Source organism: Massilia agri (assembly GCF_024753255.1).
Taxonomy (GTDB): domain Bacteria; phylum Pseudomonadota; class Gammaproteobacteria; order Burkholderiales; family Burkholderiaceae_D; genus Telluria; species Telluria agri.
Genome location: NZ_JANUHA010000002.1, coordinates 387,404 through 412,354 on the forward strand (window position 1 = coordinate 387,404; position 24,951 = coordinate 412,354).

20 protein-coding genes are annotated in these 24,951 nt (G+C 64.2%); 9 read left to right on the plus strand and 11 right to left on the minus strand.

Annotation, left to right across the window (positions count from 1 at the left end; all coding sequences use genetic code 11):
• Positions 1-126 precede the first annotated feature (126 nt).
• A complete protein-coding gene (locus NX780_RS04760; protein WP_258826702.1) occupies positions 127-1,008 on the plus strand; it encodes a c-type cytochrome in 882 nt (293 codons plus the stop codon).
• 266 nt (positions 1,009-1,274) lie between these two features.
• Positions 1,275-3,476, plus strand: coding sequence for an RIFT barrel domain-containing protein (locus NX780_RS04765; protein ID WP_258826703.1), 2,202 nt, complete (start codon positions 1,275-1,277; stop codon positions 3,474-3,476).
• 84 nt (positions 3,477-3,560) lie between these two features.
• Here the strand turns inward: NX780_RS04765 and NX780_RS04770 are convergent, their stop codons facing one another.
• Positions 3,561-4,580 carry a glycosyltransferase family 2 protein gene (locus NX780_RS04770; RefSeq protein ID WP_258826704.1) on the minus strand — a complete coding sequence of 340 codons (1,020 nt, stop codon included), beginning with the start codon at positions 4,578-4,580 and terminating at the stop codon, positions 3,561-3,563.
• A 259-nt stretch (positions 4,581-4,839) separates the two neighbouring features.
• Here NX780_RS04770 and NX780_RS04775 point away from each other — a divergent pair, with 259 nt between their 5' ends.
• Positions 4,840-6,024: a hypothetical protein gene (locus NX780_RS04775; RefSeq protein WP_258826705.1), complete on the plus strand. Its 1,185-nt coding sequence runs from the start codon at positions 4,840-4,842 to the stop codon at positions 6,022-6,024.
• A 72-nt stretch (positions 6,025-6,096) separates the two neighbouring features.
• Here NX780_RS04775 and NX780_RS04780 read toward each other — a convergent pair whose 3' ends face one another.
• Together NX780_RS04780 and NX780_RS04785 are read right to left on the minus strand one after the other, a co-directional pair.
• A complete protein-coding gene (locus tag NX780_RS04780) occupies positions 6,097-8,160 on the minus strand; it encodes a M13 family metallopeptidase (RefSeq protein ID WP_307732647.1) in 2,064 nt (687 codons plus the stop codon).
• Positions 8,161-8,237: 77 nt separating this feature from the next.
• The gene (locus NX780_RS04785; protein ID WP_258826706.1) at positions 8,238-10,289 is read right to left on the minus strand and encodes a M13 family metallopeptidase; all 2,052 of its coding nucleotides are present in this window, start codon (positions 10,287-10,289) and stop codon (positions 8,238-8,240) included.
• 687 nt (positions 10,290-10,976) lie between these two features.
• On the opposite strand from NX780_RS04785, the gene NX780_RS04790 reads away from it, so the two are divergent.
• Complete coding sequence (locus NX780_RS04790) at positions 10,977-12,404, plus strand: S41 family peptidase (protein WP_258826707.1); 1,428 nt, start codon at positions 10,977-10,979, stop codon at positions 12,402-12,404.
• A 128-nt stretch (positions 12,405-12,532) separates the two neighbouring features.
• A complete protein-coding gene (locus NX780_RS04795) occupies positions 12,533-13,654 on the plus strand; it encodes a beta-ketoacyl-ACP synthase III (RefSeq protein WP_258826708.1) in 1,122 nt (373 codons plus the stop codon).
• Positions 13,655-13,769: 115 nt separating this feature from the next.
• Here NX780_RS04795 and NX780_RS04800 read toward each other — a convergent pair whose 3' ends face one another.
• From NX780_RS04800 to NX780_RS04830, 7 genes are all read right to left on the minus strand, one after another.
• A complete protein-coding gene (locus NX780_RS04800; RefSeq protein WP_258826709.1) occupies positions 13,770-15,803 on the minus strand; it encodes an NADPH-dependent 2,4-dienoyl-CoA reductase in 2,034 nt (677 codons plus the stop codon).
• Between the two features lie 44 nt (positions 15,804-15,847).
• On the minus strand, positions 15,848-16,300 hold the full coding sequence (locus NX780_RS04805) for a hypothetical protein (RefSeq protein ID WP_258826710.1): 453 nt from the start codon (positions 16,298-16,300) through the stop codon (positions 15,848-15,850).
• A 42-nt stretch (positions 16,301-16,342) separates the two neighbouring features.
• Complete coding sequence (locus NX780_RS04810) at positions 16,343-16,789, minus strand: DUF2721 domain-containing protein (protein WP_258826711.1); 447 nt, start codon at positions 16,787-16,789, stop codon at positions 16,343-16,345.
• A 65-nt stretch (positions 16,790-16,854) separates the two neighbouring features.
• The gene (pip, locus tag NX780_RS04815; protein ID WP_258826712.1) at positions 16,855-17,811 is read right to left on the minus strand and encodes a prolyl aminopeptidase; all 957 of its coding nucleotides are present in this window, start codon (positions 17,809-17,811) and stop codon (positions 16,855-16,857) included.
• 53 nt (positions 17,812-17,864) lie between these two features.
• Positions 17,865-19,184: an amino acid deaminase gene (locus NX780_RS04820; protein WP_258826713.1), complete on the minus strand. Its 1,320-nt coding sequence runs from the start codon at positions 19,182-19,184 to the stop codon at positions 17,865-17,867.
• A 103-nt stretch (positions 19,185-19,287) separates the two neighbouring features.
• Positions 19,288-20,028: a beta-ketoacyl-ACP reductase gene (locus NX780_RS04825; RefSeq protein WP_258826714.1), complete on the minus strand. Its 741-nt coding sequence runs from the start codon at positions 20,026-20,028 to the stop codon at positions 19,288-19,290.
• An 84-nt stretch (positions 20,029-20,112) separates the two neighbouring features.
• Complete coding sequence (locus NX780_RS04830) at positions 20,113-21,291, minus strand: acetyl-CoA C-acetyltransferase (RefSeq protein WP_258826715.1); 1,179 nt, start codon at positions 21,289-21,291, stop codon at positions 20,113-20,115.
• Between the two features lie 271 nt (positions 21,292-21,562).
• Between NX780_RS04830 and minC the strand changes: the two genes are divergently transcribed.
• From minC to minE, 3 genes are read left to right on the plus strand one after another with little or no spacing between them, the layout of a single operon-like run.
• Positions 21,563-22,354: a septum site-determining protein MinC gene (gene minC, locus NX780_RS04835; RefSeq protein ID WP_258826716.1), complete on the plus strand. Its 792-nt coding sequence runs from the start codon at positions 21,563-21,565 to the stop codon at positions 22,352-22,354.
• Positions 22,355-22,390: 36 nt separating this feature from the next.
• Complete coding sequence (gene minD / locus NX780_RS04840; RefSeq protein WP_258826717.1) at positions 22,391-23,206, plus strand: septum site-determining protein MinD; 816 nt, start codon at positions 22,391-22,393, stop codon at positions 23,204-23,206.
• 1 nt (position 23,207) lies between these two features.
• Complete coding sequence (gene minE, locus NX780_RS04845) at positions 23,208-23,459, plus strand: cell division topological specificity factor MinE (RefSeq protein WP_258826718.1); 252 nt, start codon at positions 23,208-23,210, stop codon at positions 23,457-23,459.
• A 47-nt stretch (positions 23,460-23,506) separates the two neighbouring features.
• Here minE and NX780_RS04850 read toward each other — a convergent pair whose 3' ends face one another.
• Positions 23,507-24,055, minus strand: a complete 549-nt coding sequence (locus NX780_RS04850; protein WP_258826719.1) for a hypothetical protein — start codon at positions 24,053-24,055, stop codon at positions 23,507-23,509.
• A gap of 188 nt (positions 24,056-24,243) precedes the next feature.
• On the opposite strand from NX780_RS04850, the gene NX780_RS04855 reads away from it, so the two are divergent.
• Positions 24,244-24,933: a response regulator transcription factor gene (locus NX780_RS04855; RefSeq protein ID WP_258826720.1), complete on the plus strand. Its 690-nt coding sequence runs from the start codon at positions 24,244-24,246 to the stop codon at positions 24,931-24,933.
• Positions 24,934-24,951 lie beyond the last annotated feature (18 nt).

Here is a 24,951-nt window from a genome sequence, read left to right on the forward strand (position 1 = left end):
CTAATATGAATTTCGTTACACCAAGGCAGCTTTCTACTATAATCAGCCGCTTGACGGCATTTGCAAAAAAGCATGTGGTCGCAAAGGCCGGTAGTGGCAGGTTTTTTTAATAGAATTAAGGAAATCATGAGCGACGCACACAACGAACACCAATCCCTGATCCGTACCCCCAAGCAACTGATCGCAGCCGTCACAGGGTTTTTCCTGGTAATCGTCATCGGCATCATCCTGCTCGTGATTTTCGCTACCAATGATCGTCTGGTCGGGGCCGGTACCGATAGCCAAAGCGCCGAAGCCGTCCAGGAGCGCCTGCGACCGGTCGCCGAAGAGGGCTTCACCCTGGTGGACGCCAACGCACCGAAAGTCCTGCAAGCCGGCAATGCCGTCTACGCCGCCGTGTGCGCCGCCTGCCACGACAGCGGCGCCGCGGGTGCGCCGAAGCTGGGCGACAACGGCGCCTGGAGCGCCCGCCTGGCACAGGGCTACGATACCCTGGTCAAGCATGCCATCGAAGGCATCCGTGCGATGCCGGCCAAGGGCGGCAACCCCGACCTGGACAACCTTGAAGTCGAACGCGCCGTGGTCTTCCTGGCCAACAGGAGTGGCGCATCGTTCAAGGAACCCGTCGCCCCCGCCCCGGCCGCCGCGCCTGCCCCGCAAACCACTACTGCAGAGGCCGCACCGCCGGCTGCCCCGGCGGCCACTGCGGCAGCTCCCGCAGCCGCTGCCCCTGCGACCGCACCGGCCGTCGCCTCCGCGGAAACCGGGAAGACCTTGTACAACAGCGCCTGCGTCGCCTGCCACGGCGCCGGCATTGCCGGTGCGCCGAAAACCGGCGACAAGGCAGCTTGGGCGGCGCGCATCGGCCAAGGCAACGCGACCCTCTACGAGCACGCCATCAAGGGCTTCCAGGGCAAGGCCGGCGTGATGCCGCCGAAGGGCGGCTCCACAGCACCAGACGCCGACGTCAAAGCCGCCGTTGACTACATGGTGCTCGCTTCCAAGTAGGCACGTACCTGCTTTTGATCAAGCCCGTCTTCGGCGGGCTTTTTTAATGCCCACTGTCAATTAAGCATCGAAAGTAAATACGAAAACGATTGCTACCAAATAATATTTGTTAAAAACTGGGTAACGTTGCGTTGCATTTGGGCGAAAATTTGGGAAAATTCTGATCGGAAATTGAGATTCCGCTGGGAATCTTTTTTTCCATGGCGTAACCTTTAGGTCTGTCAGCGGCGTATCCCAGCGCCCGCACTCCTGAAGAGACTCCCACCATGAAACTCCTGCAATCCCTGACGATTCGCGCCGGCTACACCGTTCTGTTCGGTGCCGCCCTGGCTGCCTGCGGCGGCGGCGGCTCGAGCGAGCAGCAAAGCGCAACCCTCTCCTCCGGTATGGAAAGCGGCCGCACCCTGGCCTCGACCGCGTATATCCCGCAGAGCCGCGGCACCACGACGACGACGCCTTCGACCAATACCGGCGTGGCTGACGCCGTGACCGACGTGCGTTTCGAGAGCACCTCCAGCGCTGCCCAGACCAACGTCCCGGTGACTTTTGGCCAGGTATTCGCTCCTGGCGACCTGGCGGCCGACACTTCGCTGGCCGGCCGCCTCGACAGCGGCGTCACCATTCCGCTGCAACTCGACGTCAAGGCCAAGCACCCGGACGGCTCGGTGCGCCATGCCGTGATCTCGGCCGTGCTGCCGACGCTGGCCGCCGGCGAAGTCCGCACCGTCAGCCTGGTTCGTACCGCTCCTACCGCAGCAAGCGCGCCGACGGCCTCGGCCCTGCTCAACGCCGGTTTCAAGAGTTCGTTCGAGGCCAACATCGGCGGCGTGCGTTACATTGCTTCGGCGGATGAGCTGATCAAGCAGGCGGCGCCGGTCACGTGGCTGAACGGCTCCACCGTGAGCGAATGGGAAGTGTCGGCGCCGCTGAAAACCAGTGCCGGCGCCGCCCACCCCCACCTGAGCGCACGTTTTGCCGTCCGCTGGTACGACGCGATCAAGAAGGCGCGCGTCGACGTCACGATCGAAAACAACTGGGCCTACGAGCCGGCACCGCAAAACTTCACGTACAACGCCCAGGTCCTGGTCGGCGGCAATACCGTCTATGCCAAGAGCGCCCTTACCCACTACCACCACGCGCGCTGGCGCAAGACCTTCTGGTGGAACGGCACGGCCCCGCAGGTCAATGTCAAGCACAACACCGGCTACCTGATCGCCAGCCGCGCGCTGCCGAACTACGACCAGTCGCTGAGCGTTCCGGAAAGCTCGCTGTCCAGCTCAAAAGCGAACTGGACAGGCGCCAAGATCGAACCGATGGGCACCGGCGCGGCTGTCACCTATATGCCTTCGACTGGTGGCCGGGGTGACATCGGCCTGCTGCCGCAATGGAACGTTGCATACCTGCTGAGCATGGACCAGCGTGCACGCGACGTTGCCTTGGGTACCGCCGAGCTGGCGGGCAGCTTCTCCGCGCACTACCGCGACAAGAAGACAGGCCAGCCGGTCAGCCTGATCGACTATCCCTACATGACCCTGGTGGGCAAGTCGGGCGATACCTACAACCCGGCCACTAAGCGGCAGGAGGCCTTCCCGGCCTGCGCCACATCGACCGGGTGCAAGACTCCCTACACGCATGATGTCTCGCATCAGCCGGGCTTCGCCTATCTGCCGTATGTGTTGACCGGCGACCATTTCTTCTTGGAAGAACTGCAGTTCTGGGGCATGTATAGTGTGTTCAACTCCAACCCAGGCTATCGCGACAACATCAAGGGTCTAGTGAAATCCGAACAGGTCCGCGGCCAGGCGTGGACCCTGCGCACGCTGGCCCAAGTTGCCTACATCACCCCCGACAGTGACCGTCTGAAACAACACTTCACCCAGATCATGGACAACAACCTGGCCTGGTTCAACGCGAACTACACCGACAATCCTGCTGCGAACAAGCTCGGCATCATCGTCAATGGCTACGCGATCGTCTACGGCGACAAGACCGGCGTCGGTCCGTGGCAGGACGACTTCTTCACCTCGGCGGTCGGCCAAGCGTCGGACCTCGGTTTCACCGAGGCGACCAGGCTGCTTAAGTGGAAGGCGAAGTTTCCCGTAGACCGCATGGTCGCATCTGGCGCCTGCTGGATCGATGGTTCGATCTACTCGATGAAGGTCCGTGATTCGTCGACCTCGCCCATCTATTCCTCGATGGCCGAAGCCTACAAGGCGAGCCATACCGCCGACTTCGCCGGTCTCGCCTGCGGCAGCTCGGCGATGGCGAGCGCGCTGAAGCTGAAGGTCGGCGAAATGACTGGCTACTCCTCGGCAGCGACCGGCTATCCGTCGAACATGCAGCCGGCTCTGGCCTACGGCGTGAGCGTGAGCGGCGATGCCGGCAAGCAGGCCTGGGAGCAGTTCATGAAGCGTTCGGTCAAGCCGGACTATTCGACCGCGGCGCAATTTGCCATCGTACCGCGCTGACAAGACGGCAGCCGGTCTCGCGCCGGCAGCGGATGCAGACAAACCGGGCTCTCTCAGAGCCCGGTTTTTTTTTCGCCTTGCGCGTCAATCGATACTATGGCTGTCCTGCTTGCGTTTGAAGGAGCAGAATACCGAACGCATTGCGCTTTTCGGATCGGCGAGCATGTGGCCCACCAGACTCTGGCCGGGCCGACCCGGGATCAGCTTCGCATAGCGCCGATAGCTGTCGAAGCCCAGCAGCGAGGACTGGTAGCGCAGCAAAGCGATACGCTCATCGACGAAACCTTCCACGAGGCGGCGTTGCGCAGGATCGACCGAAATGCCCAGGGCGCCATCGAGGATGGAGGTGTAGCCGGCCAGCTTGGCGATCGAGGTGTCGGCCGCCGCACCCGGGCGGGTCAGGTTGTCGGGATGGCGGTGCACCAGCGATACGTCCTCGTTGACGAACACGAAGTCGCCGCGCTGGGCCAGGCGCAGCCAGAACAGCCAGTCGGAACCCATCTTGTAGCCAACCGGCATGCCGCCGGCTGCGAGCGCCTCTTCGCGAACGAAGCAGGCCGAGCACGTAGCGATCAGGCTGGCCTTGAGAAAGGTATTTTTTGCATCGCGCAAGCGGTAGCGGCCCTGCTCCGCTTCGCCCATCGGATCGGCAATCGTCGAGATATCGACCTTGGCGCCGAACATCGCATGCGGCATCCGCTTGTCCGGCGTGACCTTGGTGGCGTCACCGAAAGCGACTACCGCACCGGGGCTTTGTTCGAGAGCCGACACCAGCCGCGCCAGCGTATGCGGCAAATGTTCGTCGTCCGAATCGAGGAAGGAGATATAGCGCGTCGTTGCCAGCGCCATGGCGCGGTTGCGCGCCGCCGCCACGCCGCCATTCTTCGCCAGCCGCTCGATGCGCACCGGGAAGCCGGTCCGGTCGCGCCAGGCTTCGACCTGGGCGACCGTGTCGTCGGTGGAAGCATCGTCTACCACGATGATTTCATGCGGATGGGCAGTCTGATTGCGCACACTGTCCAGCGCACGCACGATCAGGGCCGACCGGTTAAAGGAGGGCATGACGACAGTGACGTCGAGACGGGCTTGATTGCTTGAACTCATATGCTTTCCTGACAATATCATGCTGCGAATAGCGGCGCGACAGCATCGCCGCATGTTATATTTTTATTATCCCATAGAAATAACTAGTTTTCATTCGGAACGCACTAGGACATATCTTCTGTACAAAATTCGCGCAATTTTTGTTGTCGAAGCCCGGTTTTCTTACATCTGCTTACAGCTTTTCCTGCACGCATTCTTTATGCTGACAAATGTTTCGTCGAGAAAAATTTCTCCGACACATTTCAAAGGAACAAGTCTGATGCACACCACGCGTTTTGTTTTCCCTGCCCTGGGCATTGCTCTCACCGTGCTCGCCGGCGCTGCTTCCGCAGCAACCTTGAGCGTCGGCCCCGGCAAGACCTACGCAACGCCCTGCAAGGCCTTCGCTGCCGCCAAGACCGGCGACGTGGTCGAGATCACCGGCAACACCATCTATCGCGGCGACGTCTGCGGCATCTATGCAAGCAACCTGACCATCCGCGGCGTCAACGGCCGCCCGAAGATCGATGCCGCCGGCAGGAACGCCATGGGCAAGGGCACCTGGGTCGTGGTCGGCAACAACGTCGTCGTCGAAAACGTCGAGATGTACGGTGCCAAAGTGCCGGACCAGAACGGCGCGGCCCTGCGCCTGGAGGGAACCAACTTCACCCTGCGCTCCGCCTTCCTGCACGACAATGAAAACGGCATCCTGACCGGCGCCAACCTGAACAGCAAGATCGTGATCGAATACAGCGAATTCGGCCACAACGGCTATGGCACCGGCTATACCCACAACCTGTATATCGGCAATGTCGGCAGCCTGACCTTCCGCTACAACTACTCGCACGATGCCCACGTCGGCCACAACCTGAAGTCGCGCGCCCGCGTCAACACGATCGCCTACAACCGCTTCTCGAGCCTGAACGCGGGCCAGACCGGCAGCACCGCGGCCGGCAAGCCGAGCTACGAGATCGACCTGCCGAACGCCGGCACCTCCTATGTGATCGGCAACGTGATCCAGCAGCCGGCCTCGAACAACAACCCGACTCTGCTGGCCTACGGCGAGGAAGGCGCGAGCAATCCTGGCCACGACCTCTACGTCGTCAACAATACGTTCCTGAACGACAACAGCTCGAGCGGCACCTTCGTCATGGTGGGCGCCCAGGTGAGCAAGAAGGTCCTGTTGCAGAACAATATCTTCGGTGGCACGGGCACCCTGACCACCCAGGTCGGCGCCGTCGAGAAGACCAACTACCGCGCCCTGGCGCCGGGCTTCGTCAACCGCGCGGCCTGGGACCTGCGTCCGACCGCCAACGGCCTGGTGGCCAATGCCGGTTCGGCACCTGGCGTCTCGGCCGCCGGCGTCTCGCTCAAGCCGGGCGCCGTGTACAAGCACGTCGCCTCGGGCAGCACCCGCAGCCTTGTGAAGACCATCGACATCGGCGCCTACGAATCGGCGCTGTAAGCCGCGCCGTCTCCGCATGAAAAAAGGGCCGCTTGCATTCAAGCGGCCCTTTTTGCGTCTACCTTGCCTGCATTACCAGATGATCACGCGATCCTTCGGCGCCAGGTACATCTTGTCGCCCGGCTTGACGCCGAAGGCTTCGTAGAAGCCCGGCTGGTTCTTCAGCGTGCCGTTGGCGCGGAACTGCTCCGGCGAGTGCGGGTCGGTCTTGACCTGGTTGATCAGCGCCGGTTCGCGCTTCTTCGCGCGCCACACCTGGCCCCAGCCCATGAAGAAGCGCTGGTCGCCGGTGAGGCCATTGATCACCGGGGCCTTCTTGCCCTTCAGGGACAGTTTATAGGCCTTGTAGGCCACCGCCAGGCCCGAGTTGTCGCCAATGTTCTCGCCCAGGGTCAGTTCGCCGTTCACGTTATAGCCCGGCAGCGGGCTGTACGAGGCGTACTGCGCAATCAGGACCTTGGTCTTCTCGGCGAAGCGCTTGCCGTCTTCCTCGGTCCACCAGTTGCGCATATTGCCGTCGCCGTCGTACTGCGAACCCTGGTCGTCGAAGCCGTGGCTGATCTCGTGGCCGATCACGGCGCCGATGCCGCCGTAGTTCACGGCGTCATCCGCGTTCGCGTCGAAGAACGGCGGCTGCAGGATCGCGGCCGGGAACACGATCTCGTTCAGTTCCGGGTTGTAGTAGGCGTTGACGGTCTGCGGCGTCATGCCCCATTCGTCGCGGTCGATCGGCTTGCCCAGTTTATTGAGCTCGCGGTTGTACTCGACCTCGCGCGAGCGCATTTCGTTGCCGAACAGGTCGTCGCGCTTGACGGTAAGCGCCGAATAATCCTTCCACTTGTTCGGGTAGCCGATCTTCGGCGTGAACTTGGCCAGCTTGGCCTGCGCTTCCTTCTTGGTGGCGGGGCTCATCCAGTCGAGGGTGTCGATCGACTGCTTGTACGCTTCCAGCAGGTTCTTCACCAGCACCTCCATGCGCGCCTTGCGCTCGGCCGGGAAGTGCTCCTTTACGTACAGCTTGCCCACCGCGTCGCCCAGCGAACCTTCGATGGTCGACACGCCGCGCTTCCAGCGCGGTTCCAGCTCCAGCGCGCCCGACAGCGTGGTGCCGTAGAAGGCGAAGCGCTGGTCGACGAAGGCCTTCGACAGGTAGCTGGCGTAGCTGTTCACGGTGTGCAGGCGCAGGTAGGTCTTCCAGGTGTCGAGCGGCACGCGGTTCAGGACCTCGGTCATGCCCTTCAGGTAGCTCGGCTGGCTGACGATGACGTAGTCCGCCTTGCCGGCGATGCCGGCGGCCTTCAGCCAGGCATCCCAAGCAAAGCCCGGCGCCACTTCGCCCAGCTTGGCGACGTCCACCTTGTTATAGGTCTTGATCGGGTCGCGGTTCTCGACCTTGGTCCACTGGACCTTGGCCAGTTCGGTTTCCAGGTCGACGATGGCCTTGGCATTCGCGGCCGCGTTCTGGTCGCCCGACAGCGCCAGCAACTTCTCGACGTGCTCCTGGTACTTGGCGCGGATGCCGGCCAGTTTTGCATCGTCGGTTTTCAGGTAGTAGTCGCGGTCCGGCATGCCCAGGCCAGTCTGGTGGAGGTCGGCCACGTACCTGGTCGAATCCTTGGCGTCCTGGTGGATGTAGAAGCCGAAGGGCGAGTTCACGCCGATCTTGCCCATGTGCGCGAACAAGGCCGGCAGTTCCGACTTGTCCTTGATCGCGTCGATTTTCGCCAGCTCGCCCTTCAGTGGGCTGATGCCGAGCTGCTCGAGGCGCGCCTCGTCCATGTAGCTGGCGAAGAAGTCGCCGATCAGCTGCTCTTCCGAGCCGGCGCGGGCGCCCTTGACGGCAGCCGAGCGTTCGATGATGGCGCGCAGCTGCGGCTGGGTGTCGTCGTGCAGCTTGTGGAAGGCGCCCCAGCTCGATTTGTCGGCCGGGATCTCGACGGTCTTGAGCCATTTGCCGTTCAGGTATTCGAAGAAGTCGTCCTGCGCACGCACTTTCGGCTCGACGTATTCGAGGGCGATGCCGGCGGAGAGCACCGGGGCTTTGGCTGCGCCCTTGGCGCTGCTCTTGGTCGATTCGGCCTGGGCCATCGAGGCCACCAGGAGGAGCGCCGCGGCACTCAGGAGATGTCGTTTCATGGTTTTTCCGTTTGCTGTTATTGGTCTCGACAAGGTCGAAGGGCCGGCTTGCGCCGGCCCCATCGTTCAGGGACTGCTTACCAGATGATCACGCGGTCTTCCGGCGCCAGGTACATCTTGTCGCCCGGCTTGACATCGAAGGCCTGGTAGAACTCCGGCATGTTCATCACGGTGCCGTTGGCGCGGAACTGGCCTGGCGAGTGCGGGTCGGTCTTGACCTGGTTGATCTGCTGGGCTTCACGCATCTTCGAACGCCACACCTGGCCGAAGCCCATGAAGAAGCGCTGGTCGCCGGTGAGACCGTCGATCACCGGCGCCGGCTTGCCGTTCAGCGACAGCTTGTAGGCTTTATAGGCGATCGACAGGCCGGCGTTGTCGCCGATGTTCTCGCCCAGGGTCAGTTCGCCGTTCACGTTATAGCCCGGCAGCGGCGAGAAGCCGTTGAACTGCTTGACCAGCTTGTCGGTGCGGGCCTTGAAGGCGGCCTTGTCCTGCTCGGTCCACCAGTTGCGCAGGTTGCCGTCGCCGTCCGACTGGCTGCCCTTGTCGTCGAAGCCGTGGCCGATCTCGTGGCCGATCACGGCGCCGATCGCACCGTAGTTGACCGCGTCGTCGGCGCGCATGTCGAAGAACGGCGGCTGCAGGATCGCGGCCGGGAACACGATCTCGTTGGTCGTGCTGCGGTAGTAGGCGTTGACGGTCTGCGGCGTCATGCCCCATTCGGTGCGGTCGACCGGCTTGCCCAGTTTATTGAGCTGGTAGTTGTACTTGAAGGTCGCGGTGCGCATCGCGTTGCCGACCAGGTCATCACGCTTGATGGTCAGCTTCGAATAGTCGCGCCATTTGTCCGGATAGCCGATCTTCGGGGTGAACTTGGCCAGCTTGGCGCGGGCTTCCTTCTTGGTGTCGGGGCTCATCCACTCGAGGTTGTCGATCGACTGGCCGTAGGCGACAATCAGGTTCTTCACCAGTTCTTCCATGCGCGCCTTGCGCTCGGCCGGGAAGTGCTCCTTCACGTACAGCTTGCCCACCGCTTCGCCCAGCGCGCCTTCGACCACGTTCACGCCGCGCTTCCACACCGGGGGCTGCTCGCTCACGCCCGACAGCGCGGTGCCGTAGAAGGAGAAGCTCTGGGCCACGAAGGCTTTCGACAGCAGGGGCGAGAATTCGCGCAGCAGCTGCCATTCGAAATAGGACTTCAGGGTCGACAGCTCGGTCCTGGCCAGCACCTCGTTCAGGCCGCTGAAATAGCTCGGCTGGTTGACGATGATGGTCTCGAGCTTGTTGCCCACGCCGGCGGCGCCCAGGGCCGCTTTCCAGTCGTAGCCCGGGGCCAGTTTGCCCAGCTCGGCCACGCTCATCTTGTTGTAGCGCTTGACCGGGTCGCGGTTCTCGACTCGGGTCCACTGCACCTTGGCCAGCTCGGTCTCGAAGTCGACGATGGCCTTGGCCTGGGCCTTGGCATCCTTTTCGCCTGCCAGTGCCAGGGTCTTCTCGACATGGTCCAGGTACTTGGCGCGCACTTCGGCCAGCTTGGCGTCGTCCTGCTTCAGGTAGTAGTCGCGGTCCGGCATACCGAGGCCGCTCTGCGAGATGTACACGACGTGCTGCGTCGAGTTGCGCATGTCCTGGCTGACGTAGATGCCGTACGGGGTCGACACGCCGATCTTCGCCAGGTGGGCGACCAGGGTCGGCAGGCCCTTCTTGTCCTTCAGGGTGCGGATCTTCTGCAGTTCGCCCGCGAGCGGCTTGGTGCCCAGGGCTTCGCGGCGCGCCTCATCCATGTAGCTGGCGTACAGGTCGCCGATCTTCTGGGTTTCCGAGCCGGTCTTGGCCGACTTGTCGGCCTGCGCCGCCTCGATGATGGCCTTGATCTGCGGATTGGTGTCGTCGCGCAGCTTCATGAAGGTGCCCCAGCTCGCCTTGTCGCTCGGGATCTCGGTCTCTTTCAGCCACTTGCCGTTCAGGTAGGTGAAGAAATCGTCCTGGGGACGCACGCTGGTGTCGATGTACTGCGTGTCGACGCCCGAGATCGGCGCGCCGGCCGGCTTGGCGGGCGCTTTGTCCGCCGCGTTGGCAAAGGCTGCCGCGATGGACAGCGTCAGGGTGCTCAAAAGGATTCGCTTCACGGATGGGTCCTCGCTTACTTGGGAAGGTGCTGGAAAACGGCCGGCTTGTGACCGGCCCTGGGAATGTGCGTCATCGAAGCGTGGGCTCCGGGCGCGCGCCGGCAGTCGCACGGGTAGCGTCTGCGTGGAAAGGGGCTTCGGAATGGAAGACGAGGCCCTGGCCGGGCATCGCCGTACTGCAGGCGAGCGAGTCGAAATTCTTCATTCTTTTATTGTTGTAGTGTGGACGTCCCTGTCATGCGCACACCATTTCCGAAAGGCGGACGCCGATTCATTCTAGCGGCTGCTTCGAGCCCGGAGGCGGGCTGCGGAAGCTTTTTTACTTTTCGATACACGGCAGGCACTGTTATGGCATATGCATGTGTTGGAACGTGACAACAGCAGTATAGACAAGCGGCAACATTACCGAGGGAAATGCAAATGGTGAGGTGAACCGGGCATAAAAAAGCCCGCGGAGGGGGCCGCGGGCAAAGACCACTTCAAAAAGTGGAGAGAGAGAAAAACTGAGACTCACTATAGGAGCGCACTCTACCGCTTGCTTGGACTCTTACAATTGCTTACCAAGCTCAGAAAACCGTAACAAGCAGTGCAACAAAGGTCCGTTTGGCCGAGCTCGCAGCCACCGGGGGAATTCGGGTTTATACTGGACCAGCGCATCTCATGCATGCGCATCCAACCGGGTGAACCATGGGCTCCACTTTCAAGAATTCCTGTCTCGTCGGCCTCGGCGCCGTCGCCGGCGTTGCAATCACCATGCAATTCTCGGCCCTGGCCCAGAAGCCGGTCGACGCCGGGATGCCGTTGGCCGAGCTGCGCCAGCTGGCCGACGTCTACGGCGTCATCAAGTCCACCTACGTCGAGCCGGTCGAGGACAAGGCCCTGCTGTCGCAGGCGATCTCCGGCATGGTGGCTTCGCTCGACCCGCATTCGGCCTACCTCGACCCGCGCGCCTACCGCGAGCTGCGCGAAGGCACCGAGGGCCGCTTCGTGGGCCTCGGCATCGAGATTTCCGAGAGCGACGACGGCTACGTCGAAATCGTCGCCCCGATCGAGGATTCGCCGGCCTGGCATGCCGGCATCAAGGAAGGCGACCTGATCACCCGGATCGACGGCCTGCCGGTGCAGGGCCTGCCGATCGACGAAGCGATCAAGCGCATGCGCGGCGAGCCGGGCACCAGGGTCACCCTCACCATCGCGCGCAAGGACAGCCCCGCCCCGCTCTCCTTCACCATCGCGCGCAGCGAAATCATCCAGAAAAGCGTCAAGGCGAAGATGGTCGAACCGGGCTACGCCTGGCTGCGCGTGGCGCAGTTCCAGGAGCCGACCGTGGACGACATGGCGGCCAAGCTCAAGGCCCTGTACCGCGACAACCCGGACATGAAGGGCCTGGTGCTCGACCTGCGCAACGATCCCGGCGGCCTGCTGCAGGGCGCCATCGGCGTGGCCGCGGCCTTTTTGCCGAAGGATGCCGAAATCGTCTCGACCAATGGCCAGCTGGTCGAACAGCGCCAGCGCTTCTACGGCCGTCCCGAGTTCTACATGCTGCGCAGCGGCGCCGACCCCCTGTCGACCCTGCCGCCCGCCTTCAAGAGCATGCCGATGGTGGTGCTGGTGAACACCGGCTCGGCCTCGGCGTCCGAGATCGTGGCCGGCGCCCTGCAGGACTACAAGCGCGCCACCATCATGGGCAGCCGGACCTTCGGCAAGGGCTCGGTGCAGACCATCCGCCCGATCGGCCGCGACGCCGCCGTCAAGCTGACCACGGCGCGCTACTACACACCGGCCGGGCGCTCGATCCAGGCGCGCGGCATCCTGCCCGACCTGCCGGTCGACGAAACCCTCGAGGGCGACGGCCTGAACGCCCTGCGCATGCGCGAAGCCGACCTCGAACGGCACCTGTCGAACGACCGCGACAAGGAAGAAGCGACGCGCGCCGACGACATCGAGGAGCAGATGCGTCTCCTGGCGGAAGCGCGCCTGCGCAAACCCCTCGACTACGGCAGCGCGGACGACTTCCAGCTGGTCCAGGCCCTGCGCCACCTGAAGGGCGAAAAGGTCCAATTGTCCAAGCGCGCCCTCAAGGCGGATACCACCCTGGCCCAGCACGGGCGTTGAGGCGGGATTGACGGGTTTATAAGCTTGTTATTACCGCCAATTCCCAGGCCGGGTGCGAGGGTGTAGAATCGCCGCATCTCCGGGCTATGTCCCTCTTGTTGCCCCTTATTTCCTTTGAAAGTCCGAACATGAAACCTGTCGTGATCAGCGGCACCGGCCTGTTTACGCCGCCGTATTCCATCTCCAACGACGAGCTGGTGACGGCCTACAACGCCTACGTCGAACTGTACAACCAGGAACACGCCGCCGCCATCGCCGCGGGCGACACCACCGCGCTGGAACCCTCGAGCAGCGCCTTCATCGAAAAAGCCTCGGGCATCAAGTCGCGCTACGTGATGGAAAAAGAGGGCATCCTCGATCCGACCCACATGACGGCCCGCATCCCGGAGCGCGCCGACGAACAGGTCTCGCTGCAGGCCGAGATGTGCGTGGCCGCCGCCCGCGAGGCTTTGGACCGCGCCGGCAAGCAGGCGTCCGATATCGACATGGTGCTGGTGGCCTGCTCGAACATGCAGCGCCCCTACCCGGCCATGGCGGTCGAGGTGCAGGATGCGCTCGGCATCGAGGGCTTCGGCTTCGACATGAACGTGGCCTGCTCCTCGGCCACCTTCGGCATCCAGACGGCGGTGGACGCGGTGCGCAGCGGCCGCGCGCGCGCGGTCCTGATGCTGAACCCGGAGATCACCAGCGGCCACCTGAACTTCCGCGACCGCGACAGCCACTTCATCTTCGGCGACGCCTGCACCGCCGTCGTCGTGGAAGCGGCGGAGACCGCGACCAGCCGCCACCAGTGGGAAATCCTGGACAGCCAACTGAAGACCAAGTTCTCGAACAACATCCGCAACAACTTCGGCTTCATGAACCGCTTCGACGAAGCCGGCATCGGCGCGCCGGACAAGCTGTTCCGCCAGCAGGGCCGCAAGGTGTTCAAGGAAGTCTGCCCGATGGCTGCCGAGACGATTGCCGCCACCGTGAAGAACGCCGGCCTGGAAGTCGCGGACGTGTCGCGCTACTGGCTGCACCAGGCCAACCTGAACATGAACCTGCTGATCGCCCGTACCCTGCTCGGCCGCGACGCAACGCCGGAAGAGGCGCCGGTGATCCTCGACACCTATGCCAACACCTCGTCGGCGGGCTCGATCATCGCTTTCCACAAGTACCAGGACGACCTGCCGAGCGGCGCGAATGGCGTGATCTGTTCGTTTGGCGCGGGTTACTCGATCGGCTGCGTGGTGGTGCGCAAGAAGTAATGTGGTTTTCGTAGGGTGGGCGGCTATGCCGCCCACGCGTTCAACTCACGGACGCAATGCGATGACGCATTCTTTAGTTGAACGCGTGGGCAGGAGACCTGCCCACCCTACAAGATCATAGACGCGCCGCCAGCTCCGCGCCTTCCCGAATCGCCCGCTTCGCATCCAGCTCCGCCGCCAGCGCCGCCCCACCGATCTTGTGGAAGCGCGGCCCGCCGCTCGTTCCTTCCGCCGGCATCAGCTCCGCCAGGCTCTCCTGCCCCGCGCAGATCACCACATTGTCCACTTCCAGCAGGCGCTGTTCGCCGCCGACCGTGATGTGCAGGCCCGCGTCGTCGATGCGCTCGTACTGCACGCCGGCGAGCATCTGCACGCCGTTCCTCACCAGGGTCGCGCGATGCACCCAGCCCGAGGTCTTGCCCAGGCCGGCGCCGGGACGGGTGCTCTTGCGCTGCAGGAGCCAGACCTGGCGCGGCGGATGCGGCGGCGCGGCCGGCGCCAGGCCGCCCGGCGCCGACGATGCGGGATCGACGCCCCACTCGCCCATCCAGTGCGCCTTCGGCACCGGCAGCGGTACCGCGGGATCGTGCACCAGGAATTCGCCCATGTCGAAGCCGATGCCGCCGGCGCCGATGATGGCCACGCGCCGGCCGACCGGCTTGCGATCACGCAGCACGTCCAGGTAGCTCAGCACCTTCGAGTGGTCGATGCCGGTGATCTTCGGCTTGCGGGTAGTGATGCCGGTGGCGACGATGACCTCGTCGAAACCTTCCGCCAGCAGCTCGTCGCGCGTGACGCGCCGGTTCAGGCGCACGTCCACCCCCGTCAATGCCAGCTTGCGCCCGAAGTAGCGGATGGTCTCGGCGAATTCCTCCTTGCCGGGCACCTGCATGGCCACCTTGAACTGGCCGCCGATGCTCCCGCTGCCTTCGAACAGCGTCACCTGGTGGCCGCATTCGGCCGCCACCGTGGCGGCCGACAGGCCGGCCGGTCCGGCGCCGACCACGGCCACGCGGCGCGGCCGCGCGCTCTTCCTGTACACGAGTTCGGTCTCGTGGCAGGCGCGCGGGTTCACCAGGCAGCTGGCGCGCTTGTTCGAGAAGGTGTGGTCGAGGCAGGCCTGGTTGCAGGCGATGCAGGTGTTGATCTCGTCCACGCGTCCGCTCGCGGCCTTCGCGACCCAGTCCGCATCCGCCAGGAAGGGCCGCGCCATCGACACCATGTCGGCATCGCCGCGCGCCAGCAGCGCTTCCGCGTCATCCGGCATGTTGATGCGGTTCGAGGCCACCACCGGAATCCTGACCTCCTTGCGCAGGCGCCCCGCCACTTCGGCGAAGGCCGCGCGCGGCACCGAGGTGACGATGGTGGGAATGCGGGCCTCGTGCCAGCCGTAGCCGGTGTTCAGGATGGTCACGCCGGCCCCCTCGAGGGCTTTGGCCACGGCCGCCACTTCTTCCCAGGTATTGCCGCCCTCGACCAGGTCGAGCACCGAGTGACGGTACATCAGGATGAAGTCGGGACCGACGGCGGCGCGGATGCGGCGCACCACCTCGACGGGCAGGCGCATGCGGTTCTCGATCGAGCCGCCCCACTCGTCCGTGCGCTTGTTGGTGCGCGCGCACAGGAACTGGTTGAGCAGGTAGCCTTCGCTGCCCATCACCTCGACGCCGTCGTAACCGGCCATCTTGGCCAGCTTCGCGCAGCGCGCATAGGCGCGAATGGTGGATTCGATGCCGGCGGCATCCAGCGCCTTCGGCCTGAACTTCGAGATCGGCGACTTCACGCTGGACGCCGACACCACGAAGGGCTGGTAGCCGTAGCGGCCCGCATGCAGGATCTGCAGCAGGATCTTGCCGCCCTCCTCGTGCACGGCGCGCGTGACCTTCCTGTGGTTCGGCACGTCGCCGATGAAGTTCAGGGTGCCGCCGAAGGGCAGCAGCCAGCCCTGCCGGTTCGGCGAGATGCCGCCGGTGACGATCAGGCCGGCGCCGCCGCGCGCGCGTTCCCGATAGAAGGCGGCCAGCTTGCCGTAGTTGTAGAAACGGTCTTCGAGCCCGGTGTGCATCGAGCCCATGAGCACGCGGTTCTTCAGGGTCGTGAAACCCAGGTCGAGCGGTGCGAGGAGATTGGGGTAAGTGGTAGACGTCATCACGGCATTACACCGTGATTTCGTGGAGGCGTGTTTCTAAACTGTCAGGCCAGGTGGCTTTCGCGGCCGCGCAGTTCGGCGAAACCTTCGATGTTGCCGATGTTGATGACGACCGGATTGAGGCTCGCGTTCGGCGACATCGAGCGCCAGGCGAACTGCCACTCCTTCTCGCGCGACAGGCCCAGGCTTTTCGAGAAGGCCGCGCCCAGCGGCGAGCGCACGCCATAGGCGACCTCGCCGTCGATGCCGGCCCAGTTGGGCAGGGTGCGCTGCACCGCGCGGTGGATGCGTTCGCCGAACTCCTCGGTGTTGTGGATCACCAGGCAGCGTTCCGCGCGGCTGAACACGTCGAACAGGGACTTGTCCCAGGCGGTCGAGAACGACAGGGCCAGGAAGCCGCCGTCGGGCAGCAGGCGGAACTGGCCGCGCAGCGCGGCTTCGAGTTCGTCCTGCGGTCCGTAGCGGTACAGGGTTGGGGGGCGTTGATAGTCGTGCATGGATGAAACCGTTTCGATAATGTGTGCGGTGTGCGGTGTGCGCTAGCGCGGCTGCTGCAGCGACAGCAGGTGCTGCATGCGCATGAAGCGCGAGGCGATGAAGACCTCGCGCAGGAAGTAGACGAAGCTGCTGATCAGGCCAATCATCGCGAACACGAAGAGGCCGGCGATGTACTGGTCCAGCGGCAGGTTGGTGGTATCGCCCAGGAACAGCATCGCAATCACCAGGCAGACCAGCAGACCGCAGGCGGTACTGGAGGCGATGGCCGTGTTGACCAGGTGCGAGCGCGTATAGAGCGTTTCGAGTTCGGCGGAGAACTCGGCGTTCGGGCTGACCTTGAGGCGGTCTTCCAGCACCCGGGTGCGGTCGATGATGCGCGCCAGGCGGTTGGTCAGCACGGTCAGCTTGGTCGCCACGCCGGTCAGCAGGAAGACCGGCGCGATCGCCAGCTGGATGACGTGGCCGATGTCGCTGATCTGGATATTCATGGGCACGGTAGCGTAGTTGTTGTCGTTATGGCCTAAGTGTAGCAGCCGGCACGCGGCCGCCGCACTCAATCGAAGCGGCGGTGGCGCTTGAACTGCTCGGTGGCCGTCACCAGGGCGCGCGCGATGCCGGTCTCCAGCGCGCCGTGGCCGCCGTCCGGGATCATGTGCAGCTTCGCGCCCGGCCAGGCCTGGTGCAGGCGCCAGGCCGACAGCGGCGGGCAGATCACGTCGTAGCGACCCTGCACGATCACGGCCGGCAGGTGGGCGATACGGCCAATGTCGCGCACCAGCTGGTCCTCTTCCATGAAGGCCCCGTGCAGCATGTAGTGCGACTCGAGGCGGCCAACGCCGAGGTCGAGCGCGTCCGACGAGGCTTCCTCTGGCTGCGGCAGCAGGAAGACGCGGCGGCCTTCGAAGCGGCTCCAGGCGCGCGCGGCGGGCCAGTAAACTTCCGGATCGCCGCACAGCAGGCGCCTGGTGTAGGCCTGCAGCAGGTCGTCGCGTTCCTCGACGGGAATCGGCGCCACGAACTCTTCGTACAGCTCGGGGTAGAACCACTTCACGCCGTTGATGAACCAGTCGACTTCCGCCTTCGTGCACAGGAAGATCCCGCGCAGCACGAAGCCCAGGCAGCGCTCGGGATGCGCTTCGCCGTAGGCCAGCGCCAGGGTCGAGCCCCAGGAACCGCCGAACACCAGCCACTGCGAGATGCCGAACATGGCGCGCAGGCGCTCGATGTCCTCGATCAGCAGTCCTGTCGTGTTGTTGCGCCACTCGCCCAGCGGCGTGGACTTGCCGGCGCCGCGCTGGTCGAACAGGATCACGCGGTAGGCGCTCGGGTCGAAGAAGCGGCGGTGCTGCGGCGACAGGCCGGCACCCGGGCCGCCGTGCAGGAACAGCACCGGGATACCGTCGGGATTCCCGACTTCTTCCCAGTAGATCGTGTGCAGCTCGTCGACGGCGAGCATGCCGTGGCGGATGGGCTGGATCGGCGGGAACAGCGACGGTGGTGTGGCGGGCATACGGGACTCTTTGAGCAGGCTAGGAGCCGATTGTAGCCTACTGCCCCGCCCTTTCAGAAGAAGGTGTTGAGCGCTTCCTTCACGGTGTAGTCGTCGTCCACGGCCAGCAGTACCTGCCACTTGTCGAAGGTGGTGCAGGGATGGGAGATGCCGCAGCCGACCAGGTCGCCGACTGTCAACTCGTCACGGACAGGGCCTTCCGGCAGGCGCAGGTAGGCGTGCTGGTCGTTCATCTTGACGATCTCGCAGCCGGGTGGCAGTTCGGCCGGCCCCCTGGCGTCGCTGCCCGGGCGGTGCGTGTAGACGGGGATGGGCAGCGCCTCGTCGTAGGACGCGTCGCGCTTGCCCATGGTGAGGATGGCCAGGCCCGGTTCCGGGCGCGACTGCACCATGCTCCAGACCTCGAGCGCCGGGCGCAGGCCTTCCCCAACGGCTTCGCGCGCATCGAGCTGGGCCAGCAGGCGTTTATACGAGCCGTGGTCGCTGGTGAGATAGCAGCCGCTTCGCAGCACGGCGCGTACCGGGCGCGACAGGCCGTGCAAGCCGCCGAAGCCGCGGGCGACCAGGTCGAAATAGGATGAGCCGCCGGCCGACAGCAGGATCTCCTGATGGTCGAAGAGGCCTTCCGCGTCGGCCGCTTTCACCAGTTCCACCAGCCGGGACAGGAAGGCGTTCACGGCGCGGATGTCGGCTTCCCGATCCTGCGTCACCAGCAGGCCTTCGTAGCCTTCGATGCCGGCCAGCACCAGGCCATCGGCTCTTGCAATTTCACGCGCCACCTGCAGCGCCTCCTCAGGTGTGCGGCAGCCCGCGCGCTTGCCCTCGATTCCGAGCTCGACCAGCACCGGCAGCGGGCGCAGCAGCCTGCGTCCCATTACCGCCTGCGACAGTCGTGCCACGCCTTCCGGCGAATCGGCCAGCACGAAGCATTCGAAATCCGGGTCATCATGCAGCAGCGCCAGCACGGCCTCGATGTCGGCGCGCGCCACCAGCTGGTTGGCCAGCAGCACGCGGCGCACATTGAAGCGGTGCGCCACCTGGACCTGCGTGGCGCTGGCCAGCGTGATGCCCCAGGCGCCATTGGCCAGCTGGGCCGCGAACAGTTGCGGGCTCATCGTGGTCTTGCCGTGCGGCGCCAGGGTGGCGCCATGGCGCGCGCAGAAGTCGCGCATCCAGGCGAGGTTGTGCAGCAGTGCCGATTCCTTGAGCACGGCGACCGGGAAGGAGGTATCGCCGCGCAGGACGTTCCAGCCCTGCAGGCCGATGGCGCCCTGGCGCAGGGCTTCCGTCAGGGGCAGGCCCTTGGTGCCCGGCAGGAGCAACTGTTCGTCGAGGCTGGACAGGGCGAGGCCGTCGCGAGGCAAGGTGTGCATGGGCGTTTCCGTTGAATGAAAGGTTGCAGTCATTGTAGCGAAGCACCGCCGCGAAAAAAAAGCACCGCCGCAGCGGTGCTCTTGCTTTCGTCGGGCGCAGCGCTTACTGCATGTGCTGGCCGCCGTTGATCGCGATATTCGCGCCCGTCACGAATGCCGCCTCTTCCGACGACAGATAGGCCACCAGGCCGGCCACTTCTTCCGGCTTGCCCAGGCGCCCCATCGGGATCTGCGGAATGATCTTGGTTTCCAGCACTTCGCTCGGGATGTCCATGACCATCTTGGTGCCGATATAGCCCGGCGAGATGGTGTTGACGGTCACGCCCTTGCGCGCCACTTCCAGGGCCAGGGCCTTGGTGAAGCCGTGCATGCCGGCCTTGGCCGCCGAGTAGTTGGTCTGGCCGAAGGCGCCCTTCTGGCCGTTCACCGAGGAGATGTTGATGATGCGGCCCCAGCCGCGGTCGACCATGCCGTCGCAGACCGGCTTGGTCATGTTGAAGACGGAATCCAGGTTGGTCTTCATGACCGCGTCCCAGTTCGGCTTGTCCATCTTCTTGAAGGTCATGTCGCGGGTGATGCCGGCGTTGTTGACCAGCACGTCCACCGGGCCGACTTCCTGCTCGACCTGGCGCACGCAGGCCTGGGCGGAATCGTAATCGGACACATCGCAGGGATAGGCCTTGAAGTCGTAGCCCTGCTCTTTCATCTGGCCGAGCCAGCTCTCTGCCTTCTTGTTCCCCGGCGAATACGTAGTGACGACCTTGTAACCCAACGCGGCCAGCTTGATGCACACCGCTTCGCCCAGGCCGCCCATGCCACCCGTCACCAATGCTACTCGTGCCATTGTCTTCTCCAGTTTATTGTCAGTCACTGCTTCGTACATCCCGGACCGCCCGCCGGCCGTCCGGGCAATGCTTCAGGCGCGCCGTCAGTCGCGTTCCACCGCCAGCGCCACGCCCATGCCGCCGCCGATGCACAGGCTGGCCAGGCCGCGCTTGGCGTCGCGACGCACCATCTCGTGCAGCAGGGTCACCAGCACGCGGCAGCCGGAGGCGCCGATCGGGTGGCCCAGCGCGATCGCGCCGCCGTTCACGTTGATCTTCGAGGTATCCCAGCCCATTTCCTTGTTGACCGCGACGGCCTGGGCCGCGAAGGCCTCGTTGATCTCCATCAGGTCCACGTCTTCGTGGGTCCAGCCGGCCTTCTGCAGGCACAGGCGGGTGGCCGAGACCGGGCCCATGCCCATGATCGACGGATCCAGGCCGGCCGAGGAGTAGGCCTTGATGCGGGCCAGCGGGGTCAGGCCGAGTTCTTTCGCCTTCGAGGCGCTCATCATGATGACGGCCGCGGCGCCGTCGTTGAGGCCGGATGCGTTGCCGGCGGTGACGGTGCCTTCCTTGTTGAAGGCCGGGCGCAGGCCGGACAGGGCCTCCAGGGTCGAGCCGTGCTTCGGATACTCGTCGGTGTCGAACACGATGGGGCCCTTCTTGGACGGGATCTCGAGCGGGATGATCTCGCCCTTGAATTTGCCTTCTTTTTGTGCAGCCTCGGCCTTGAGCTGGGACTGCAGCGCGAATTCGTCCTGTTCGGCGCGCGAGACCTCGTACTTGCGGGCGACGTTCTCGGCGGTCACGCCCATGTGGTACTGGTTGTAGACGTCCCACAGGCCGTCGACGATCATGGTGTCGACCAGCTTGGCGTCGCCCATGCGGAAGCCGTCGCGCGAGCCGTTGAGCACGTGCGGCGAGGCGCTCATGTTTTCCTGGCCGCCGGCGATGACGATGTCGGCGTCGCCGCACTTGATGGCCTGGGCCGCCAGGTGGGTGGCCTTGAGGCCGCTGCCGCAGACCATATTGATGGTCTGCGCCGGCACCATGTCGGGCAGGCCGCCCTTGATGACGGCCTGGCGCGCCGGATTCTGGCCGGCGCCGGCGGTGAGCACCTGGCCCATGATGACCTCGCTCACGGCGGCGGGGTCGATGCCGGTCTTGGCCAGCAGGTGGCGGATCACGTGCGCGCCGAGTTCGGCGGCAGGAATCTTGGCCAGGGTGCCGCCGAATTTGCCGACCGCGGTGCGGCCGGCGGCGACGATGACGACGTCTTCCATAACAGATCTCCCTAGTTCCGGCTTTGGCCGGGGATTGTTGAGACGGCAAGGCCGTGAAACCATGCATCTTAAGGTCAGCACGGCCCCTTCGTTTGAGCAAAGTCAATCTTATCAGCTAATTCACACATTGCTGCGGACTGCGCCCATGTTGTTGCACATATTTTGAACAGCCGGGTAATACTCGTTTCTACTAGGAATGATGCGTACGCGGCTGTCCTTTCGGTCAAATTTCACAGTAGAATGCACGGGCGCAACGCCAACCAGACCGCATATGCTCAAAACCCGCACCTCGCTGCCCATCGAAATCAAGATCTCCACGGTCGTCGCCATCTCGACGATCCTGCATTCGGCCGATCCGGCCGTGATCGACGCGGCATTGCACCAGATGACCGGCGGGGTGTCGGATTTCTTCGAGGACGAGTTCGCCGTCATCGACATCGCCGCCATCGCCCATGAGGCCCCATCGATCGACTGGCCGGCCCTGGTGGCGCTGCTCAAGAAATACCGGCTGAACGCGGTCGCCGTGCGCGGCGCCGGCCCGGAGCTGGCGGAAGCGGTCCGCGCCCACGGCCTGTCGCTGGACGACGGCTCGAGCGGGGCGCGCACGCCGGAACGCGAGCAGGCGGCAGCGCCGGCCGCGCCCGAACCGGCTCCGGCGCCCGAACCCGCTCCGGCTGTTCCGGCTCCTGCCCCGGCGCCTGCTCCCCTGCCTGTGTCGACCATGGTGATCGACACGCCGGTGCGCGCCGGCCAGCGCATCTATGCGCGTGGCGGCGACCTGATCATTACCGCCGTTGTGAACAATGGTGCGGAAATCATTGCCGACGGCAGCATCCATGTGTACGCGCCGCTGAACGGCCGGGCCCTGGCGGGTGCGTCGGGCAATCCCGAGGCGCGCATCTTCGCCCTGGCCATGCAGCCGGAACTGGTGTCGATCGCCGGCGTGTACCGTACTTTCGACGACGGTTTCCCGAACGACCTGGCGCGCCAGCCGGCGCAAATCCGGCTGGTCGGCGACCGGCTTGATATATCATCGCTGGCTCCGGCTACGTCCCGCGCGTAATCCGCCGACCCGCTTGAATTTGTAAAGGACCTATTTGTGGCACGAATTATTGTTGTGACGTCCGGCAAGGGCGGTGTGGGCAAGACCACTTCGAGCGCGAGCTTTTCCAGCGGCCTGGCCCTGCGCGGCCACAAGACCGCGGTCATCGACTTCGACGTCGGCCTGCGTAACCTCGACCTGATCATGGGCTGCGAACGCCGCGTGGTCTACGACCTGATCAACGTGATCAATGGCGAGGCGACCCTGAACCAGGCGCTGATCAAGGACAAGCACACCGACAACCTGTTCATCCTGCCGGCCTCCCAGACCCGCGACAAGGATGCGCTGAGCGAAGACGGCGTCGAGCGCGTGCTCAACGAGCTGGTCAAGATGGGCTTCGAGTTCATCATCTGCGATTCGCCGGCCGGCATCGAGCATGGCGCCCTGATGGCGCTGACCTTTGCCGACGAAGCGATCATCGTCACCAACCCGGAAGTGTCCTCGGTGCGCGACTCCGACCGCATCCTCGGCATCATCCAGGCCAAGTCGCGCCGCGCCCAGAGCGGCTCGGAGCCGGTCAAGGAACACCTCCTGATCACCCGCTACTCGCCGAAGCGCGTGGAAGCGGACGAAATGCTCTCCTACCAGGACGTGCAGGAAATCCTGCGCATCCCGCTGATCGGCATCATTCCGGAATCGGAATCGGTGCTGCACGCCTCGAACCAGGGCAACCCGGCGATCCACTTCAAGGGAACCGACGTGGCCGAGGCGTACGAGGACGTGATCGCCCGCTTCCTGGGCGAAGACCGTCCGCTGCGTTTCACCAACTACGAAAAGCCGGGTCTCTTCCAGCGCATCTTTGGAGCCAAGTGATATGGCACTGCTCAACTTCCTATTTCCGGAAAAAAAGAAGAGCGCCTCAGCCGCCAAGGAGCGCCTGCAGATCATCATCGCCCGCGAGCGCAGCAGTGTCACCGGTCCCGACTTCCTGCCGGCCCTGCACCGCGAGCTGATCGAGGTGATCTCGAAGTACACTAGGGTCAGCGCCGACGACATCAAGATCTCGCTCGACCGCCAGGGCAACCTCGAGGTGCTCGACGTGAACGTGGTCCTGCCCGACGCCTGAATCCGGCCACCCGGACAAACAAATGCCCGCTTCAAGCGGGCATTTGTTTATACAGCGGGCGCGACCCCTCCCTCATCCACGATCTTCACCTTCTGCAGTTCGCGCGCCACCTGTGCGCAGGCTTCCACGTGCTGGTAGCCCATGCGCCGGAACAGGGCGAAGCCGATCGCCGCCGAGGCCACCTGCCCCGCGATCGGCACCACCTTGGCCGCTGTCTTGGCTGCGATCTTGATCCCGGCCCGTTTGAACACCTGCAGCACCAGGTTGCGCGTGACCAGCTTCCCGACCAGCATGCCGCCCACCGAGGCCGCGGCCTGGTAAGCGAGTACACGCAAACGCGGATGCAGTCGCTCGATCTGCTGCTGGCTCAGGCCGAACTCCCGGTTCACTTCCTCGACCAGCACCGTGAAGGTGGTCAGGTCGGACAGGATGTCGACACCGGGCAGCGGCACCGCCGCCACGCCGGCCGAGACCAGGGCACGCTGGCGCACCATTTCGCGGCAACGCTCGCGCGCCGCGTCGATTGCGGGACCGCTCACCGGAACCAGGGGCGGCTCCGCCGGGGCAACTTCCTTCTTTTTGCGTCGAAACAACATCACACGCCTCCCGCTTGACCGTTTCACACAGTGTAGCAAGAGCCTGCCGGTCCCATTAACACAACAGAACATTAGTTCCAATTGTAAATTCTAAGTTTTTCCATAGCATTATTTTGTGAAAGTCTGATATATTCGGTTTCACCTTGTAGGAGTGTTCCTACATAGGCAACCTGACCAGTAGATGCCCCATGAAGATTGCCGTTCTGGAACAAGACCGTAGCCAGGCAGAATTGATCTGCCAGGTGCTGACCGCTACCGGCCACAGCTGCCAACCCTTCGACAGCGCCAAGGAATGCCTGGCCCAGCTGCGCAAGGAAAACGCGGACATGTTGATCATGGACTGGAATGTGCCGGACATGGAGGGTGCGGAAGTACTGCGCCGCGCCAAGGAAAAGCTGGCCTCCAACGCGCCCACGGTCTTCCTGGTCGGCAGCAATGCCGAGGACGACATCATCGAAGGCGTCACGGCCGGCGCCGACGATTACCTGGTCAAGCCGCTGCGCCGTGGCGAGCTGGTGGCCCGCGTCTCGGCCCTGCTGCGCCGCGCCTATCCGTCCCAGAACAGCGCCGAACAGCTGCAGTTCGGTCCTTTCACGTTCGAGACCCGTCCTGGGCGCCTGCTCAAGGATGGCTCGATCATCGACGTGACCCAGAAGGAATTCTCGCTGGCGCTGCTGTTCTTCCGTAACATCGGCCGCCCGCTGTCGCGCGCCTATATCCACGAATCCGTGTGGGTCCGCGACACCGACGTGCCCTCGCGCACCATGGACACCCATGTCTCGCGCGTGCGCAACAAGCTGAGCCTGCGTCCGGAAAACGGCTTCCGCCTGGTGCCGGTCTACAGCTACGGCTACCGCCTCGAGAAGCTGGGCGCTTGACAACAGTGGCCGCCGGCC